This is a genomic window from Mesorhizobium sp. ZC-5 (assembly GCF_025753855.1).
GTDB lineage: Bacteria > Pseudomonadota > Alphaproteobacteria > Rhizobiales > Rhizobiaceae > Neomesorhizobium.
Genome location: NZ_JAOWPT010000003.1, coordinates 383,653 through 401,877 on the forward strand (window position 1 = coordinate 383,653; position 18,225 = coordinate 401,877).

The 18,225-nt window shown below is 62.7% G+C and carries 17 protein-coding genes, 1 tRNA gene and 1 pseudogene; 12 read left to right on the forward strand and 7 right to left on the reverse strand.

Annotated elements, in window-relative coordinates; translation table 11 throughout:
• Positions 1-9 precede the first annotated feature (9 nt).
• The 9 genes and pseudogenes from OHD58_RS10460 to OHD58_RS10495 all read left to right on the forward strand — a co-directional run bounded on the left by OHD58_RS10460 (position 10) and on the right by OHD58_RS10495 (position 6,451).
• Positions 10-945, forward strand: a complete 936-nt coding sequence (locus OHD58_RS10460) for an ABC transporter permease (protein ID WP_263803181.1) — start codon at positions 10-12, stop codon at positions 943-945.
• A gap of 3 nt (positions 946-948) precedes the next feature.
• Positions 949-1,770, forward strand: coding sequence for an ABC transporter permease (locus OHD58_RS10465; RefSeq protein WP_263803182.1), 822 nt, complete (start codon positions 949-951; stop codon positions 1,768-1,770).
• Between the two features lie 5 nt (positions 1,771-1,775).
• Positions 1,776-2,684, forward strand: a complete 909-nt coding sequence (locus tag OHD58_RS10470) for an ABC transporter ATP-binding protein (RefSeq protein WP_412177202.1) — start codon at positions 1,776-1,778, stop codon at positions 2,682-2,684.
• Positions 2,681-3,631 carry an ABC transporter ATP-binding protein gene (locus tag OHD58_RS10475; protein WP_263803184.1) on the forward strand — a complete coding sequence of 317 codons (951 nt, stop codon included), beginning with the start codon at positions 2,681-2,683 and terminating at the stop codon, positions 3,629-3,631. Before OHD58_RS10470 ends, OHD58_RS10475 begins: the two co-directional genes overlap by 4 nt.
• Before the next feature lie 9 nt (positions 3,632-3,640).
• Positions 3,641-5,158, forward strand: coding sequence for a M81 family metallopeptidase (locus OHD58_RS10480; RefSeq protein WP_263803185.1), 1,518 nt, complete (start codon positions 3,641-3,643; stop codon positions 5,156-5,158).
• 205 nt (positions 5,159-5,363) lie between these two features.
• A tRNA-Pro gene (locus tag OHD58_RS10485) sits at positions 5,364-5,440 on the forward strand.
• A 103-nt stretch (positions 5,441-5,543) separates the two neighbouring features.
• On the forward strand, positions 5,544-5,648 hold the full coding sequence (locus OHD58_RS30695; protein WP_412177203.1) for a lipoprotein: 105 nt from the start codon (positions 5,544-5,546) through the stop codon (positions 5,646-5,648).
• A gap of 513 nt (positions 5,649-6,161) precedes the next feature.
• Complete coding sequence (locus OHD58_RS10490) at positions 6,162-6,284, forward strand: hypothetical protein (RefSeq protein WP_263803186.1); 123 nt, start codon at positions 6,162-6,164, stop codon at positions 6,282-6,284.
• A gap of 92 nt (positions 6,285-6,376) precedes the next feature.
• A pseudogene (locus tag OHD58_RS10495) lies at positions 6,377-6,451 on the forward strand.
• Positions 6,452-6,536: 85 nt separating this feature from the next.
• Here the strand turns inward: OHD58_RS10495 and OHD58_RS10500 are convergent.
• The 4 genes from OHD58_RS10500 to OHD58_RS10515 all read right to left on the reverse strand — a co-directional run bounded on the left by OHD58_RS10500 (position 6,537) and on the right by OHD58_RS10515 (position 11,148).
• A complete protein-coding gene (locus OHD58_RS10500) occupies positions 6,537-7,790 on the reverse strand; it encodes an O-antigen ligase family protein (protein ID WP_263803187.1) in 1,254 nt (417 codons plus the stop codon).
• Positions 7,787-9,325 (reverse strand): undecaprenyl-phosphate glucose phosphotransferase, encoded by a 1,539-nt coding sequence (locus OHD58_RS10505; protein WP_263803189.1) that lies wholly within the window; start codon positions 9,323-9,325, stop codon positions 7,787-7,789. The genes OHD58_RS10500 and OHD58_RS10505 overlap by 4 nt, the downstream gene beginning before the upstream one ends.
• Before the next feature lie 95 nt (positions 9,326-9,420).
• Complete coding sequence (locus OHD58_RS10510; RefSeq protein WP_318528248.1) at positions 9,421-10,554, reverse strand: glycosyltransferase family 4 protein; 1,134 nt, start codon at positions 10,552-10,554, stop codon at positions 9,421-9,423.
• A gap of 30 nt (positions 10,555-10,584) precedes the next feature.
• On the reverse strand, positions 10,585-11,148 hold the full coding sequence (locus OHD58_RS10515) for a polysaccharide biosynthesis/export family protein (RefSeq protein ID WP_263803191.1): 564 nt from the start codon (positions 11,146-11,148) through the stop codon (positions 10,585-10,587).
• 255 nt (positions 11,149-11,403) lie between these two features.
• Between OHD58_RS10515 and OHD58_RS10520 the strand changes: the two genes are divergently transcribed.
• Positions 11,404-13,563: a GumC family protein gene (locus tag OHD58_RS10520; RefSeq protein WP_263803192.1), complete on the forward strand. Its 2,160-nt coding sequence runs from the start codon at positions 11,404-11,406 to the stop codon at positions 13,561-13,563.
• Here the strand turns inward: OHD58_RS10520 and OHD58_RS10525 are convergent.
• Positions 13,560-14,771 (reverse strand): GNAT family N-acetyltransferase, encoded by a 1,212-nt coding sequence (locus OHD58_RS10525; protein ID WP_263803193.1) that lies wholly within the window; start codon positions 14,769-14,771, stop codon positions 13,560-13,562. The two genes, OHD58_RS10520 and OHD58_RS10525, sit on opposite strands and share 4 nt — an antisense overlap.
• Before the next feature lie 91 nt (positions 14,772-14,862).
• Between OHD58_RS10525 and OHD58_RS10530 the strand changes: the two genes are divergently transcribed.
• Complete coding sequence (locus tag OHD58_RS10530; RefSeq protein ID WP_263803194.1) at positions 14,863-15,921, forward strand: polysaccharide deacetylase family protein; 1,059 nt, start codon at positions 14,863-14,865, stop codon at positions 15,919-15,921.
• A gap of 15 nt (positions 15,922-15,936) precedes the next feature.
• Here OHD58_RS10530 and OHD58_RS10535 read toward each other — a convergent pair whose 3' ends face one another.
• Positions 15,937-16,152: a DUF2842 domain-containing protein gene (locus OHD58_RS10535; RefSeq protein WP_263803195.1), complete on the reverse strand. Its 216-nt coding sequence runs from the start codon at positions 16,150-16,152 to the stop codon at positions 15,937-15,939.
• 147 nt (positions 16,153-16,299) lie between these two features.
• Between OHD58_RS10535 and OHD58_RS10540 the strand changes: the two genes are divergently transcribed.
• The gene (locus tag OHD58_RS10540; protein ID WP_263803196.1) at positions 16,300-17,391 is read left to right on the forward strand and encodes a COX15/CtaA family protein; all 1,092 of its coding nucleotides are present in this window, start codon (positions 16,300-16,302) and stop codon (positions 17,389-17,391) included.
• Here OHD58_RS10540 and OHD58_RS10545 read toward each other — a convergent pair.
• Entirely contained in the window at positions 17,381-18,220 is an 840-nt protein-coding gene (locus tag OHD58_RS10545) for an aminoglycoside phosphotransferase family protein (RefSeq protein WP_263803197.1), read from the reverse strand. The genes OHD58_RS10540 and OHD58_RS10545 overlap by 11 nt on opposite strands.
• Positions 18,221-18,225 lie beyond the last annotated feature (5 nt).

Genomic DNA, 18,225 nt, shown 5'->3' on the forward strand with positions numbered 1-18,225 from the left:
AACCCGCGGATGTTGCGCTTCATCTTTCGCCGCACGCTGCAGATGATTCCGACCTTGCTGGCGGTCGTCCTGATCATCTTCGTGATATTCAGCGTCGTTCCAGGCAGCTTCATATCAAGCCTGATGGCGGAGGGGCGCAACGCCACGAACGCAGATGTCATGGCGCACCTGAATGCACAGTTCGGACTGGACAAACCCCTGCCGGTCCGCTTGTGGGACTATCTGTGGGGACTGTTGCATTTCGACCTTGGAATTTCGTACCGGACCCGCTCGCCGGTGTGGGACGTGATCGAGCCGCGGCTGTGGCCGTCGATCAAGCTCGCGCTGGCAGCCATGGGTTTTGCCGCAGTGGTCGGCATTCCCCTCGGATTCATCGCGGCACTGAAGCCGGGCAGCTTGTTCGATACCAGCACGATGGTACTGGCGATCTCCGGCCTGTCGGTTCCTGAATTCTGGCTGGGCCTGCTCCTGATGTATTTCTTTGCTCTGCAGCTTGGCTGGCTGCCCAGCTTCGGGTACCAGGCCGACAGCATCCAGCACATCATCTTGCCTGCGATTGCGCTCGGGGTATCTCCGATGGCGCTGCTGGCGCGAACGACTCGCGCAGGTGTCCTGGACGTGATGAATGCCGATTTCGTGCGTACGGCGCGCGCCAAAGGGCTGACTGAGCCGCGTCTGGTACGCAGTCACATCACCAGAAACGTGTTGGTGCTGATCCTGACCACGCTTGGTCTTCAGATCGGCTCGCTCATGGGGCAGGCGATCGTGATCGAGAAGCTTTTTTCGTGGCCGGGGATCGGATCGCTGCTGGTCGACAGCGTGTCGGTGCGCGACATACCCGTGGTTCAAGGCACGGTTATCGTGATCGTGTTGTGGTTCCTTATCATCAACATGTTGGTCGATGTCGCATATGCCGCAATCGACCCGCGCATCAAGGTGAATTGATTCATGCGGCTGCGCTTCAATCTTGCCTTTGGGTTGACGCTGGTGCTGGTCGTGGTCGTCGCGGCGGTCAGCGCTGCCTGGATTGCGCCGTATGATCCGATATTCGACGCGGACCTGATGAATTCTGAAATGCCCCCGAGCTGGGAGCATCTTCTGGGCACGGACGGGCAGGGCCGCGACGTCCTTTCCCGCGTCCTTTACGGCGCGAGGGTGTCCCTGACAGTGGGGCTTGTCTCGCAGTTGATTAACTCGCTCATCGGCACGGCGCTCGGCGTTTCGGCCGGCTATTTCGGTGGCTGGTGGGATGATCTGGTGAATGGGCTGACGAACGTCATGCTGGCGATCCCGTCCCTGGTTTTCGCGCTCGCCATCATGGCCGTGCTGGGGCCTGGCCTGCCAAGTCTCCTGATCGCGCTCGGCCTGACCAACTGGTCCTGGACCTGCCGCATCGCCCGCAGTTCCACCTTGTCGCTCAAGAACCAGGGGTTCGTGCAGGCCGCCAGGGCGGCGGGCTTCAGCGACGCCAACATCATGCGCACCCAGATATTGCCGAATATCCTTGGTCCGGTCCTGGTCATCGCCACGCTTGGCATCGGCGGCGCGGTTCTGGCGGAAGCTGCACTGTCTTTCCTCGGCGTCGGCATCCGACCGCCGCAGCCGAGCTGGGGCAACATGTTGACCGATGCGCGCGAACTGATCCGTACCGCCCCCTGGGCCTCGGTGTTCCCCGGTCTCGCAATTTTCACCACTGTCCTTGGCTTCAATCTGCTGGGTGACGGGCTGCGCGATATGCTGGATCCGCATATGAGGACCCGGAGGGCATGAGCGACATCCTTCCCGATCCTGTCCTGTCCGTCCGCGACCTGCGCATCGGCCTCGGCAAGCAGAACGAAATCCTTCATGACGTGTCTTTCGACATCCTGCCCGGGGAAACCTACGGGCTTGTCGGGGAATCCGGCTCGGGCAAAAGCATCACCGGCCTGTCGGTGATGGGGCTGCTGAAACGCCCGCTGGAAGTGACCGGCGGCTCTGTCTTTTTTCGCGGCCAAGACGTGTTGAAGCTCGGCAGCCGCGCCAGGCGCCGTCTGCGCGGCGACCGCATGGCCATGGTGTTCCAGGAGCCGATGACAGCCCTCAACCCGCTGGCGACAATTGGCCGGCAGATCGCGGAAATGTTCGTCATCCACAGGGGCATGGGGTGGTCGGATGCGCGCAGGAAGGCCGTCGAGGCGCTGGAAAGCGTTCGCGTGCCGTCGCCAGAGGAACGCGTGCGGTCCTATCCGCATCAGCTTTCCGGCGGGATGCGCCAGCGCGTTATGGTTGCCATTGCGCTGGCCTGCCGTCCCGACCTGCTGATTGCGGACGAGCCGACCACCGCACTCGATGTGACGGTTCAGGCGGGCGTCCTGGAATTGATTGCCGAGCTTTGCACGGCTGAAGGAACAGCCGTGCTGCTCGTCAGCCACGACCTGGGCGTCATCGCCAATATGTGCCGGCGCGTCGGGGTCATGGACCGGGGGCGGCTCGTCGAGGAGCAGGACACCAGGGCTCTCTTCGAAAATCCGCTGCATCCCTATACAAGAGGCCTTCTCGCTGCGCGCCCGCGCCTGGGTTCGCGAACGCTCGCCAGACGCGGCCGTCTGACCGAACTCGACCAGGTCGTGACCGCCGAGGAACGCGGGCGCGACGCGCCGACGCTGACCACGCCGCGCGGCTTTGGTCTGGAGGCGAGCGCATGAGCACGCCGCTTCTGGAAATCCGCGATCTCAACGTCCATTTCCCGCTGCCGCGCCAATCGCTATTGGGGCCGAAGCGGACGCTCCGCGCCGTTCAGGGCGTGAGCCTGACCCTGAACGAAGGGGAGTGCCTGTCCATTGTCGGTGAGTCCGGCTGCGGAAAATCCACCACCGCGCTGACCGTGATGGGCCTGCAGGGGCCGACCTCAGGAGAGGTCCTGTTTCAGGGCAAGCCGTTGACAGGCCCCGGCGCTCCCGCCCGCAAGGATCGCGCGCGCATCGCCCAGATGGTGTTCCAGGACCCATACGCGTCGCTGAATCCGCGCCAGACCATCGGCCGCATGCTGTCCTCGCAGCTTTCTCTGCATGGAATCGCCAAGGGAAGCGAGGCCAGCCACCGCGTTGCCGACATGCTGGTCCGCGTTGGCCTGACAGCGGATCACGCCGACCGTTACCCGCATGAATTCTCGGGCGGGCAGCGCCAGCGGATCGGCATCGCGCGGGCGTTGATGCTTGACCCGAAGATCCTGGTGCTCGACGAGCCGGTGTCGGCGTTGGACGTGTCCATCCAGGCGCAGATCATCAACCTCTTGATGGACCTGCAGGAGACGCTCGGCCTGAGCTACATCATGATCTCCCACGATCTGAGCGTGGTCGAGCATGTCAGCGACAAGGTCGCCGTCATGTATTTCGGTCGTGTGGTCGAGGAGGGCGACTGGCATTCGATTTTCAGCCGTCCGACGCACCCCTATACACGTCGTCTGATCGGTTCGGTTCCTGATCCCGACGTAATCCTGAGCGGCACACGCACATTGCCGAATGCCGCCCCCGTTCCCGAAACCGCGCGCTTCTCGCCCGACATATCGCGCCGTCCGAAGCCTGACGAAGAACCCGAGCCAAGCGAACTCGTCGAGATCGGTCGTAGCCACCGCGTCCGCCTCGCACAATAGAGAACGCCAATGACGTTCACTGTCCTTACCGCCGAATTCATGCACGAGAGCAACACGTTCTCGCGCTTCCGCACCGACTTGCCGCAGTTTCAGGTGGATACATTGCTCTATGGCGACGAGGCTATGCGTGCCCGGCGCAATGCGAATACCGAGCTTGCCGGATTCATGGATGTAGCGGAACCGGCGGGCTGGAGCGTAATCCACGCGATTTCGGCTCATGCCGTGCCCGGCGGGCAGGTGACGAAGGCGGCCTACGATCACATCGCCGGTATTATTCTGCAGGCGGCGCGTTCGAACAGGAGCCGGCTCGACGGAGTGCTTCTCGGTCTTCACGGCTCGATGGTGCCTGAGTTCTGCCAGGACGGGGAAGGCTATCTGCTCGGCCTTCTGCGGGCCGAACTGGGGGCGGACATTCCTGTTGCGGTGACGCTAGACCTCCATGCTATGGTGTCCGAGGACATGGTCCGGCATGCGCAGATCTTCGTTTCCTACAAGACCTATCCGCATGTGGACATGCGGGAGATCGGCGCGCATGCCGCCCGCATCCTTGATCGTGCGATGAGGGGCGAAATCGCGCCGCGTACCGTGAGGGCGCATGTGCCGATGCTGGACGAGGCGAACTCAGGCCGCACCGACATCCCCGAGACACTGGCGCTTTACGATCGTGCCCGCGAAGCGGAGGCTGCGGGATTGCTTGCGGTTTCCGTCAATGCGGCCTTCACGGGAGCCGATGTGTCCTGTGTCGGCCCTACGGTGCTCGCGACGTACGACAGCCGCGATCCCAACGCCGAAGCCGCCGCCAGGCATGTAACCGAGGAACTCGCTGACAGTATCTGGCAGGGGCGGACAAGCAAGCGCAATGTGTTCATCGAGGTCGATGAGGCTGCCGCCGAGGCGCTTGCCTGGCGCGGCGACAAGCCGCTTGTCATCGCCGATTATGCCGACAATCCCGGTGCCGGCTCCTACGGCGACTCGACCGCGCTACTGAAGGGCCTGCTCGATGTGGGCGCCGAAGGCGCTGTATTCGCGCCGATGGTCGATCCCGAGGCGTCAGCGGAACTACACCAGCACAAGGAAGGCGAAACCGTCACAGTGACCATCGGTGGCAAGGGCGACGCGCGTTTCGGCGGCGGTCCGTTGACGGTGACGGGCGTGCTCCGCAAGCTATCGGATGGAACCTATGTGGGCGATGGGCCGATTCAGGGTGGGCTCGCCCATAGTTTCGGATCCACCGCCGTCATCGATGTCGACGGGATCGAAGTCATGGTCGTTTCGGAGGCGCAGCAGATGGTCGACCTGCAGCAGTTGCGCGCCTTCGGGATAGAACCGACGGCTCGTCGCGTCTTGGTCCTGAAGTCGATGCAGCATTTCCGCGCCGCCTTCGAGCCGATAGCGGGCAAGGTCATCGTCTGCGATGCGGGCGCGCTGGCGACACCGCGGGCGGAGCGGCGGCGCTACATTCGCGCGCCGCGCCCGCTCTGGCCGCTCGACAAGGATTTCGAGCGCTTCATTCGCTTGCGTCCCTGATCGGCGGTGGCACGTTCGAGGATGGGCGCAAAGCAGCCGTCCAAGCCGTGGTAGCGATCGCCTGTGTATCGCGGAACAAACAAGATCGTCGGGTGTGGATTTCAGCCACAAAAGCCACACCGGATACGTTTCTTTCCTTTTCCGAGCCCCGCCGGCTTTTAGCCCTTGCGTCGCAAACCCTGAGAATATAGGGCTCTTTCCGGTTCGGAGCGTAGCGCAGCCCGGTAGCGCACTTGACTGGGGGTCAAGGGGTCGTGGGTTCGAATCCCGCCGCTCCGACCAATCAATCTGAAGACTTAGCCAAAACCGGAAGCTCCTTACGCAGAAATTGCCACATGCAGCCTGCTGCATAAGGCTCGCCGAAGCAGGCTGCATGTTGAAGGCGATGCAGAAAACCCTAACCGCATTTCTCCTATTGGCCGTCCTCACAGGTTGCCAGGCAGCGCAAAGGTGTGTCGTGACGCCGAACAGCACCGTCGAATGCAACTAGGCACCTGCAAGGTTGGCTACGAAAAAGCCCACCGAAATCTGTGCACGACAAAGAGCTTCCATCCAGAGGATTGACCGTTCGCCAGCGTTGCGGCACCCTTTGATCGAGGGCTGGAGGGGCGTCATGAACAAGGCCCCTACGGATGTCGAAGAAATTGAAAGCTGCAATCGTCGCAGCCGCTATCGCCCTGGTTGTTGGGTTCGCCGTCAGTTATGGGCTTATCAGCCCGCAGACGGCTGAGGAAATAAAGGCCAAGACAGAGGAAGTCTTGACCAACGAGGAACCAGCCCAGCCTCCACCTGAAAGCCCTCCTGCGGAACCTGCACCTCCGACGGAACCCACGCCGACGGAACCCGCGCCGCAGGCTCCGAGCCCACCTCCCGCAGAACCGCAGCAGGTGCCCCAGCAGCAGGGTCAGTGAAAACCGGGAAAGTGGGATAGCCGGGAACCTTTCGGGTTGTTGCGCGCTATAGATGCATGTCTCACGATCCATACTTCCGCATAGCAATCGGTATGGCCATTGGCGTCGCAATCGGCGCGGCCATAGGCCAATTGCTGGTTGGCGGAATTGCGCCAGGGATCGCGATCGGCGTGGCGCTCGGCGCAAGCGCCGGCGCGATGCTGCTTGAAGAATAAAGGCCCGCAATGGCGCCGGGCCTTCCTGGAACATGCGGAGGGTCCAAGCCCCCTGTGTCCCGGCCATTTTTTCCCTTACACTCCATCCGAACGCGCTCGTAGCTCAACTGGACAGAGTAGCCAGTAAATCTCAGGCAATGCAGGTTCGAGTCCTGCCGAGCGCACCAGTTTGTGTTTGGCGGAGAGCGGCGAACCAGTGCGGCTGAAGCTGGCGCAGCTGGAAAAACGGCTGGCCGTTGGTGGGAACCAGAGCTAGGCCGACGCCGTCGCCGCATAACCGGGACGGTGCCGGCGCTGGTGGCGGTATTCGAGTGCGATCGCGCCCCAGATCAGGCCGAGCAGCAAGTAGAAATGCCGCCAGTGATCGGTGTCGATGACGGTGCCGAGCGCGATATGGCCGATGAAGACGACATAGGCGCACAGCAGGTAAGGTTGCCACGGCCGGTCGCGGAACAGGATGCGGAAGCCGGCTGCCAGCGTCCAGCCGATGAGGATCGCGTAGGACGCGAAGCCGAGCCAGCCATAGTCGAGCAGCGCCTTCAGCCAGATGTCGTGGGTGTCCTCGCCGTAGATCTGGCCGAACACCAGGGGACCGATGCCGAGCGGATGCTCCATCGCCATCAGGAAGCCGATGCCGTAGCGGGCGAAGCGGCCGAAGCGGGCGCTGTCATAGTCCTGCGCCAGCTGGGCGCGGGTGGAAAAGAGTTCGGCGACCGCAGGGATCTGCAGCGCAACCATGACGGCGACGGCGAGCAACAGCACCGCGACTATGGTCATCACGGCGATTCGCAGGCGGAAGGCGCCGCTGGCGCTTTGCAGGAACAGCCCGGCGATCAAAAGGATGGCGGACGCTCCGAACAATCCCCAGGCGCCGCGCGAAAACGACAGGAAGATGCCGCCGACGATGACAAGCAGCGGGATCGCGTAAAGCGGCATCTTCAGCGGGCTGCCGGTCAACAGCCGTTGCAGGAGATAGATGCCGGGCAGCGTGAGGAACGGGCCGAAGACGTTCGGGTCCTCGAATGCGCCGGATGCGCGTTCGAAGCGGGTGAAGATCTCGGCGCCCGGAAAGGCGTGGAAATAACCGAGAATGCCGAGCGCCGCGGTGACGAGGGCTGTCGCCAGCCAGGCGCCGAAGATCAGCCGGAACAGGCCGGGCTGCGCCTCGGTGACGGCGGCAAAGAAGATGGCAGTGAGGGCGAGGAACAGCGAGACGGCAAGGTAGAGCGGCGTGTTCTTCAGTTCTGCCATCTGCGTCATCGAGATCATGCCGCCTATATTGAAAAGGACGAGAAGCACGATCAGCGGCACGATCGGCTTCGAAATGCGCAGGCCGAACAGCGCCCAGACGGCGATCAGACCGGCCATGTAGAGTTCGTATGGGGCCGGCTCGTTGATGACGAAGCCCGAAAGCAAGACGCCAAGCGACACGGCGCCAGCGGAAATCAACGAAATCAGCTTGGCGTTGATCGCCTGCGGCGACAGTTCATGGCTGATCGCGCTCAATAGGCGTTTTCCGTATTGAGCAGCCGGATCGGCGTCAAAAACAGGATCTTGAGATCGAACCAGAGCGACCAGTTCTCGATGTAGTAGAGGTCGTACTCCGTCCGCATCTTGATCTTCTCGTCATTGTCGATCTCGCCGCGCCAGCCGTTGATCTGTGCCCAGCCGGTGACGCCCGGCTTGACGCGGTGGCGGGCGAAGTAACCGTCGACCACCTCGTGGTAGAGCTTGTTGTGCGACTGCGCCGAGATGGCGTGCGGACGCGGACCGACCAGCGAAAGGCTGCCGAGCAATGCGTTGAAGAATTGCGGTAGTTCGTCGATCGAGGTCTTGCGGATGAAGCGGCCGACGCGGGTGACCCGCGGATCCTTCTTGGTGACCGCCTTCCTCGCGGTCGGATCGGACTGGTCGGTGAACATCGAGCGGAATTTATAGACGTCGATGATCTCGTTGTTGAAGCCGTGCCGTTTCTGCCGGAAGATCACCGGGCCTTTGCTGTCGAGCTTGATGGCGATGGCCGTGACCAGCATGATCGGCGAGAACACGATGATGCCGAGCAGGGAAAAGACGATATCGAAGGCGCGCTTGGCGACCGAATCCCAGTCGTTGATCGGCTTGTCGAAGATATCGAGCATCGGCACCGAGCCGATGAAGGAATAGGAACGCGGCCGGAACCGCAGCTGGTTCGAATGCGCCGACAGCCGGATATCGACCGGCAGTACCCAGAGTTTCTTCAGAAGCGACAGGACGCGCGACTCGGCGGTCAGCGGCAGCGATACGATCAGCATGTCGATGCGCGCGATGCGGGCGAATTCGATCAGCTCGGTGACATTGCCGAGCTTGGGATAACCGGCGACCATGGGGGGCGACCGGCGGTCGTCGCGGTCGTCAAAGATGCCGCAGATGCGGATGTCGTTGTAAGGTTGCTGCTCGACCGAGCGGATCAGCGACTCCGCCGCCTTGCCGCCGCCAACGATGACGGCGCGGCGCTCCATCATCCCGTTGCGTGCCCAGCGCCTGATCATGCCGGACAGAACCAGCCTCAGGACGAAGAGCAGCACGAATCCGGTTGCGAACCACGTCCCGAACCAGAACCGCGAGAAATCCGCCGACACTTTCAGGAAGAAGCCGGCGAGCGCCAGAAGCGCGAACGTGCCCGACCAGACCAGCAGGATGCGTCCGAAATTCGCCCATGGGCGAAAAAGCGCCTGCACCTGATAGCAATCGGTGACGTCGAGCATGACGACCGTCAGCAGGGAGGTTCCGAAGATGATGGCGAGGTAGTGCCAGAACAGATGCGTCGCGAAGCCGATATAGTATGCGTAGAGCAGAATACCCGAAAGGACGAGCACGGCGAATTCGATTAGCCGCAGGACACCGCTCACCATCACCGGCGACATCGTATCGCGCCGGTATTGCGAGGCCACCTGGCGCGCGACGTCGTTAAGATGGTTCGGCACGTTCTTGTAATCGGTGCCGTCGTCGAACTGACGCACGGCGTTCAGCGAAAAGCGCTTGGAGGGATCAATTTCGTTCATCGCCGGTCCCGCAGGGATATTCGCGTGAATATCAAAAAGGGGCTAAGAAACCCTTGCAGGTTGCATTGCATTTTAGCGGCTTGCCCTGGGGAAGATCAGCGCCGGCCGAGCGACGAGAAATAGATCTGCTCGATCTGCTCTGCCATCACGCCGGCACCGAATCGCGCCTTGAGTTCGGGCAGTGGCGGCATCAACGCCGAATAGGCTGCGACGTTCTCCAATGCCGCCGCCATGCGCGAGGCGAGTTCCGTCTGCACCGGCAGCACAAGGGCGGCCGACCCCTCACCGAAGATTTCCGGAATGCCGCCAACGGCGCTGGCGATCATCGGCTTTCCGGCGCCGAGCGCCTCGAGCACGATGTAGGGCATCGCCTCGGCTCGCGACGGCACCACGACGATGCGGGCCAGTGCGAATGCATCGCGGGCAGGCATCGGCGGCAGGAAGCGCACGCGGTCGGAAAGCCCGAGGCGTTCGACCTGCGCCCGGTAGCGCGGCAGGTCGTCGCCATCGCCCACCATCACGGCGGCGACCGGCCGCCCAAGCTGTTGTTCAGCCAGCGCGAGTGCATCGATGAAGATGTCCGGACCCTTGAGGTCGCGCATCATGCCGATATAGAGGAGGTCGGCGGCGTCGGGCGCGGCCGGAACCGGTTCGAATTCCGCTTCGCGCAGGCCGTTGTAAACGAGACTGTTGGGCGCGTGCGGGCCGCCGATCTTGCGCTGGAAGGCACGGCGTTCGTAGTCGGAGACCAGAAGCAGGTGGTCGGTGAACCGTTCCATCAGGCGCTCGAGTCCGAAGAAGAACTTCCCCGTCGTGGTTGTCTCGTCGTAGTGGAGGCTGCCGCCGTGCGGCGAATAAAGGCGGGCGACGCGTGACCTTGAAACCCGCAGAAGCGAGCCGAAGACACGCGCGTAGACGCCACCCTTGGCGCCATGCCCGTGTAGAACATCCGGCTGCAATCCTTTGATAAGCTTGTATGTTCTCCACGCCGAGGCGATATCGCCCGGCCCGACATGCCGTTGCATCGGCGTGCGGTGAACGCCGAGCGCCAGCATGCCTTCCATGTCGCGGAAAAGACGTTCCTCGAATTCGCCGCCGGTCGTGGAGTCGCAGACGATGCCGACCGCGTGACCGGCCGCGACCTGCGCTTCGGTCAGATCGCGCACATGCCGGAAAATGCCTCCCACTGGCGACCGGAAGCAATGCACGATGCGCAGCTTCGACATCACGGGCGCGGAACCTGAATGTGGCGGGCAGTGTCAGAACAATCGTTCGCGGACATAGATCGTGTCGCCGGGTAGGAGCGGATCGGAAGTAAATACCCGGCCAGTCATGACCTTTCCGTTGATGTTGCGCGTAATATCGACATTTGCCTGGTTGGCGCGTGCCGAAAAACCTCCGGCTACCGCGATTGCCTTCTGCACGGTCATGCCGGGGACATAGGAATATTGGCCCGCCGATCCGACTTCGCCCATGACGAAGATCGGGCGGTAGCGGTCGATCTCGACGGAGACATCCGGATCGCGCAGGTAGCCCTGGCGCAATTTGGCGGCGAGTTGTCCTTCGATTTCCTGTGCGGAATGCCCGCGGGCGGCAACCGCGCCGACCAGGGGAAAGGCGATATAGCCGGATTGATCGACGCTGTAGGTGTTGGTGAGACCTTCCTGTTCGAATACGGTGACCCGAATCCGGTCGCCGGCGCCCAGGCGGTAGGGCTGTTCGAGGACCTCATGAAACGCGGCAGGCGCGGGACGGTAGCTGGAGCAGCCAGTCAGCACCAGCATCGCCAGCGTGGCATGAACAAGGAAACGAACACATCTCATGACTGGGCATTTACCTTTGAGCGGCTGCCGGATACCCACCGGCGCACTTCGGACCGGCCTGTTATCGTCCTGTTAGGGTTAATGGTCGGTAAAGCCGCGAGGCGATGACCCGGCATTTGAGGTCCTGCACCGGTATTGAAGGCGGGCGATGTTTACGCCTTGTCAAGCAATGCGAACGGCAGGTTACCGGGTCCTTAACTCCTGAGTTACCATAGTTGTTTACGTTGCAGGCTCCCGGTACCGGAGTCGGAATGCATGTCAGGCGTTCATAATACGGCCAATGATGTCGACGTCGATCTCGGCAGGCTCTTCTCGAGCCTCGCCAAGCATTGGTTTCGCATTCTTGTCGTTTCCCTGGTGATCACCGGGCTGGCGCTGGTTTTCGCCTGGATCGCCACGCCGCGCTATATGGGCGAGACGCGGCTCCTGATCGAGACGCGGGAATCGGTCTTCACCCGTCCCGACACCAACAATTCCAGCGACAACAGCCCGGCCTTCGACGAGGAGGGGGTGATCAGCCAGGTGGAAGTGATCGGCTCGACGGATATCCTCAAGCGGGTCGCCGAGAAGCTCAATCTTTCCAGCCTGCCGGAGTTCGACGAAACCGCCGACATGTCGATGCTTGGCCGGTTGCTCATCATGGCCGGACTGAAGTCCGATCCGAATGAAATACCGCCGGAAGAACGTGTGCTGAAGGCGTTCCGCGAAAGACTAAGCGTCTACCGGGTGGAGAAATCGCGTGTCATCGTCATCGAATTCTCGTCCGAGGATCCGAAGCTCGCCGCGGAAGTCCCGAATGTGCTGGCAGACACCTATCTCGCCGTACAGCGGGATGCCAAATTGCAGTCGAATTCCGACGCCACCGAATGGCTGGAACCCGAGATCGCCGATCTGCGGGAACGGGTGAAGGAAGCCGAATCGAAAGTGGCGGCATTCCGCTCGAAATCCGACCTGCTGGTCGGGCAGAACAATTCGGTGCTGGCGACCCAGCAACTGTCCGAACTGTCGACCGAACTCTCGCGCGTCCGTGCGAACCGCGCCGCCGCCCAGGCCAATGCGCAGGGCGTGCGCGCCACGCTGGAAAGCGGAGCTTCGCTCGATGCCCTGCCGGAGGTGCTGTCGTCGGGCCTGATCCAGCGGCTGCGCGAGCGTCAGGTGCAGCTGAAGGCTGATATCGCCGATCTTTCCACGACCCTGCTTGACGGGCATCCGCGCATCCGCGCGCTGAACTCGCAACTGGCGGATCTCGACAGCCAGATCCGCAACGAGGCCGAGAAGGTGCTGAAAGGACTCGAGACGGAAGCCAAGACGGCCTTGCTGCGCGAGAACCAGTTGATCGCCAGCCTCAACACTCTCAAGGCCGAATCGTCGCGGGCCGGCGAAGAGGAAGTCGAATTGCGGGCGCTCGAGCGCGAGGCCGCCGCGCAGCGCGAATTGCTCGAATCCTACCTGACGCGTTACCGCGAGGCGTCATCGCGCAAGGAGCGCAACTACCTGCCGGTCGATGCGCGGGTATTCTCGCGCGCCATCGTTCCCTCCGAACCGTATTTCCCCAAGACGGTGCCGATCGTCGGCGCGGCATTTGCCGCTTCGCTGCTCATCATGGCAATCGTGACGCTGTTGCAGGAACTCTTCAGCGGGCGTGCGATGCGGCCCGCCGCCGGCAGCCGCCCGCAGCCTATCGAACAGGTTTCAATGCCCGAACCGATTGTTGAGCCGGTGATTGCCGAAAAGGCTTCCCCGACGCGTGAGGCGGTTGCGGTTGCCGCCGCGCAACAGCGGGCGGTTGCCAAAGAGGATTCCAAGGCGTCGAGCCTCGGTGAAGTGACAGTCGAGACGGCTGCCGAAAAGCTGATCGCCGGTGGCGCGGCGCGGGCCATCTTCGTTTCGCCCGAGGGTGACGAGGCGGCGGCGGCGGCGGTGATGGTGGCACGTGAAGTCGCCGATGCCGGCCTGCGTGTGCTCCTGCTCGACCTGACCTCCAATGGCGCCGCCTCGCTGCCGATGCTGGAGAGCGCGGTCTATCCAGGCATTACCAACCTCTTGGCTTCCGAAGCGCAGTTCTCGGACGTGATCCATGCCGACCTCTATTCGGACTGCCACGTCATTCCGCTCGGCACCGCCGATCCCGAGCGGGCCATGCGGGCCGCCGATCGCCTGCCGATCATCATGAATTCCCTGACCACTGCCTATGATGTCGTCGTCGTTGAGTGCGGACCGGCGGATGCGGAGGGAATTCGCCGGCTGGTTTCCGATGGAACCGAAATACTGGTGAGCGTGATCGAGACCAGCGACGTGGCGGTTGCCGAGACGGCTGCCGATCTTGCGGCGGGTGGTTACAAAAAACTGACCCTGGTGTCGCCGTCGGGTCACGAACCACCGGTTTCGCCGATGCCCGACCGGTCGGCAGCTTAATCCTGCGGGGAAATCGGTGCGCCGCCGCGCCGGCGCAAGGCCTTGGCGATACGCCAGACCGCCGGGCTGTTCTTGACCATCGATTTCAGTCGGCTGGCCGTGCGCATGCCGCTGGCCAGCACCCGGCCCTTGAAGGTTAGCGGCACCAGGACGTCGAACTGCGTGATTTCCAGATCGCACCAGAGCCGCTTGTAGGGTTCGTCGCCGACGCTGAAATCATAAACCTCGAAGCCATTTTCACAGGCCTCCCGGATGTTTTCGAAGAACAGGAAATCGCCCGGGCTGGTGTGGCTGAGATCGTCCTCGGCGATCGATCCGAATTCGCAGACGAGGCGGTGCCCCGCCCGGCTGGAGCCGGTCACCGCGCGTATCTTGCCACCGACTTCCAGGCCATGAAGGACGAAACGAGGCTGCTTCGCCTTCAGCGCGTCGGCGAACAACGCGCGGAAGAACGACTGCACGTTCGGCTCACCGAACACATTGGCAATGCCCATTTTGCGGAAGCGTTCTTCCTTCATGACGAAGAACGCGTCGAGCAGTGCGTTCGTTTCGGCCGCGGTCTTTGCTTCGATCCGCCGAAATCCGCCGGCCGCTTCGAACTTCCGTGCCTGCGAACGATGTTTCTTGCGTTTGCGCTTGCCGCTGACGCGGTCGAGCAGCACCTCGAAGCCACCGGTCAGATCGGCGGCGAGCGACAGGTTGGCGCTCGGCGAATGGGGCAGGGCGAGCAGCGGGTTTTCCACGCCGTCCATTCGATCGGCCATCCGTTCGAACGCCAGAATATCGATGTCGGGCCTGGCCTTTCTGATTGCCGCCGCGATTTCCTGGAGATCATCTCTCGTCAAGGGAGGGTGCCCTTGTCCCGTCAGCGGCGGGAAATTGCCGTTCGCGTGCCGTCCGCTCATGAAGCGGGCCACCAGGCAAGACCCGGATCGCGTGACCTCCAGCGCGATCGCAAATAGCGGCCGGTGGTCCGACGCCAGCGTGGCGACCAGGAAATCCGGCCGCGTATGGGCGATCCAGGCGCTGACCCAGGCGAAGCTTTGCGCCGGCGAGACCGTTGCGCCGTTGCATGCAGCTTCGTAGACGCGCATGGCTTCATCGGTATCGAGATAGACGGCGGCTTTCAGGGCAGTGCTTCCAGACTCGGCGCGCACCGAAGCGGCCGTTCGGCTCCCGGCTTCAGGCGATGCGGCCGCGTCAACCATACTTCAATCCTTCATGCGTAATCATCCGACGCAGGCGGTATGGTCTCTTCGCATTTCATGCCGAAAGACTTTAGCCGCAAAAGGTGAATGAATGTTCGACAGGGGCGAGGTCTTCCGGAAACTGGCGCTCAACGTGTCCAGATATTCCGGGCTGGCTGCGCTCGCAAAACCCCTGGTCGGCGGTATCGGCGCCATTCTGATGCTGCATCGGGTCACCGCCGCACCGGCCAAGCCGCTTGGTATCAACCGGCACCTGAGCATCACGCCGGAGTTTCTCGACCAGGCGATCGAGGACATGAAAAGCCGGGGCTATCAGTTTGTTTCGATGGACGAAACGATAGATCGAATTCGTTCGGGCCACGCGGACGAACAATTTGCCACCATCACCGCGGACGATGCCTACCGGGACAATCTGACGGAGGCTTTGCCGGTCTTCGAAAAGCACGGCGCGCCGTTCACCATCTACGTCGCGCCGGGACTGATCGATGGCGCCACGGACCTGTGGTGGGACGTGCTCGAAGATGTTGTCGGTGCCCGCGACCGGATCGACCTGCTGACGCCGAACGGGAAAACCGTCATCGATGCTTCCACTCCGGCAAGGAAAATCGAAGCAAACCAGCGGCTGGAAAACTATCTGACGGGTGAAGTTCCCGAAGAAGAACAACGCGTGGTTCTTCGCGACCTGGCGCGGCAGGCGGGCGTCGATTTCGATCTGCCGCGACGCGAGACGCTGATGGACTGGAACGAGATCCGGACCATTGCCGGCCATCCGCTGGCGACGATTGGCGCGCATACGGTGCATCATTACAACCAGCGGCGCCTACCGGCCGACAAGGTGCGCCAGGAGATGGTGGATGGCGCTCGGATGCTGAAGGACGAGCTTGGCACGGCGCCGCGGCACTTTGCCTATCCCTACGGCTACACCGCGGCGGTCGGTCCGCGCGAGGTCGGCATCGCCAGGGAGGCCGGCTATACTTCAGCTGTCACCACGCGTCACGGCATACTGCGCCCGGAACATGCCGGTCACCTGCATGCGCTGCCGCGAATTTCACTGAACGGCCGCTACCAGCACATCGGGCATCTGCGCACCATGCTTTCCGGCATCACGACGCCGCTCGCCAACAGCGGCAAGGTTGTCGTCACCGTCTGAACGGCATTCGGCCTGTCAGGAACTCGGCTTGGGCGCCTTGAGCATCCACTTGATGATGAGCATCGCCGGCAGGATCCAGAGCAGGCCGCTGAGCAGAAAGAAGGCCAGATGAACCAGCGGGCCGGATTCGGAAAGCTGCGCGACCGCAATGATCGTCGCGACCAGCGCATAAATGATCACCAGCGCGACAAGCAGGATCGTTCCGATGAGCTTTCTGAGGCGAATGGGCATGCAGGCGTCGTAAGGCGTCGGGCGGTTTAAGGCAACACCGGTCGCCGGCATGACCGGCGGCGCGACGGCATGTCGCGTGACCGTTTCCCTTGCCAGTAGCGCACCGATGGTTCACCTATCCGCCGCATAGGGAGCCGAAAAGACGACATGGCCTCGACCACCGACATAGGCGCGCCGGCAACGCCGGGGCACATTCAACGCAATCGCAGGATGGTGCGCGTCTGGCTCTATGCCGTGCTTGTCGTGCTGGTCGCGATCGTCATGGTCGGTGGCGCCACGCGCATGACCGGTTCCGGCCTGTCGATCACCGAATGGAAGCCGATCCACGGCGTCATTCCGCCGCTCAACCAGGCCGAATGGCAGGAAGAGTTCGAAAAATACCAGCAGATCCCGCAATACGAGCAGCTCAACAAGGGCATGACGCTCGACGAGTTCAAGGGCATCTTCTGGTGGGAATGGGCGCATCGCATCCTGGCCCGCGGTGTCGGGTTTCTGGTGGCCTTGCCGCTTGTCTTTTTCTGGTGGACAGGGCGCCTCGAACGCAGCCTGAGGTGGCCGCTGGTCGGGCTGCTGGCGCTCGGTGGCCTGCAAGGGTTTATTGGCTGGTGGATGGTCGCTTCCGGGCTCGCCGAACGTGTTTCCGTCAGCCAGTACCGGCTGGCGACCCATCTGACGCTGGCATGTATCATCATCGCCGCGACGACCTATATCGCGCGTGGGCTGGCGATCTATTCGCAAGCGCCGGCACTGCGCGGCGTCCAGCGCTTCGCCGGCATCCTGGTGCTGCTGGTGCTGGTGCAGATCTATCTCGGCGGATTGGTTGCCGGGCTGCATGCCGGCCTCAGCTACAACACCTGGCCCTTGATGGATGGCGCGATCGTGCCCGGTGATCTGCTGATCATCGAGCCGGCCTGGCGCAATTTCTTCGAGAATCCCAAGACGGTGCAGTTCGTGCACCGGATGGCCGCCTATACGGTGCTTGCGGCCGCGCTCTGGCATGCTTTTGCCATGGCGCGCGCGCTTCCCGGCAGCACGCATGCACGCCGTGCCTGGGTTCTGGCGCTTCTGGTGCTGGGGCAGGCGGCGATCGGGGTCGGCACCTTGCTCGCGCAGGCGCACATGCACTGGGCGCTGCTGCACCAGGCATTCGCCATTGTCGTGCTGATCTTTGCCACGGCCCACTGGCGCGGCACCAAGGGTGCTTATCCGCTGCCGGACGAGGCAGCCGTCAGAATTTAGTCCGAACCGCGCGGATAGCGGCGGCAACCGCCAGTTCGCGGTTTTCGTCCTTGTCGTTCCCGTCTTCCGCGTGCCAGGAGGCCGACAGGCAGCCCCAGGCAACGCCATGGTCGAGGATGGCGCGCGGGTTCTGACCCACTGTCCTGGCGAATACCGTCGCCATGTCGGCGATCCGTTCCGGGTCGAGGCACAGGTCGTCGCGCTCCAGCGGATTGTAGAAAAAGTTGGCCGCGTCGAAGCCGGGATCTCCCAAAATGCCCTTGGGATCGATCGCCAGCCAACCGCGCGGTCCACGCATGATGTTGTCGTGATGCAGGTCGCCATGCAGCGCGCGCACCTCATGCGGATTGTCGAGCAGATGCTGCGCGAGCCCGGCGGCCTCGACGTAAAGGCTCGGTTGGCCGGCGTCGCGATCGGTTTTGGCTTTCTTGAATAGGCTGGTGAAGCGCTCCCGCAGCGGCTGCAATTCGGGCGGGAGAGGGCGCTTCGAGGACGAAAGCAGTTCCGCCATCACCTCCGCGGCGATTTCGGTCGCCTGCCGGTCGCCGTGCTGGGCAAGATCGTGCGCGAGCATCCTTTCGCCGGCATATTCGAGCAGCATGCGCTGCCCCTCGAGACCGAGCAGCCGAACCGACCCTGCGCCGTCGCGCCAGGACAGATAGTAGGCACCGCGCAATTCATCCCAAACGTCGTCGAAGACCTTGAGGTCCTTGACCACGGCAATGCCGCCGTCTTCAAGCCGTACCTTCCAGATGCGGCTCGAAAAGGTTTCCGCGACGAGAACCGGGTCGCTGACGTTCCAGCGGCTTGGGAAGACTGGCAGATCCATGTGCT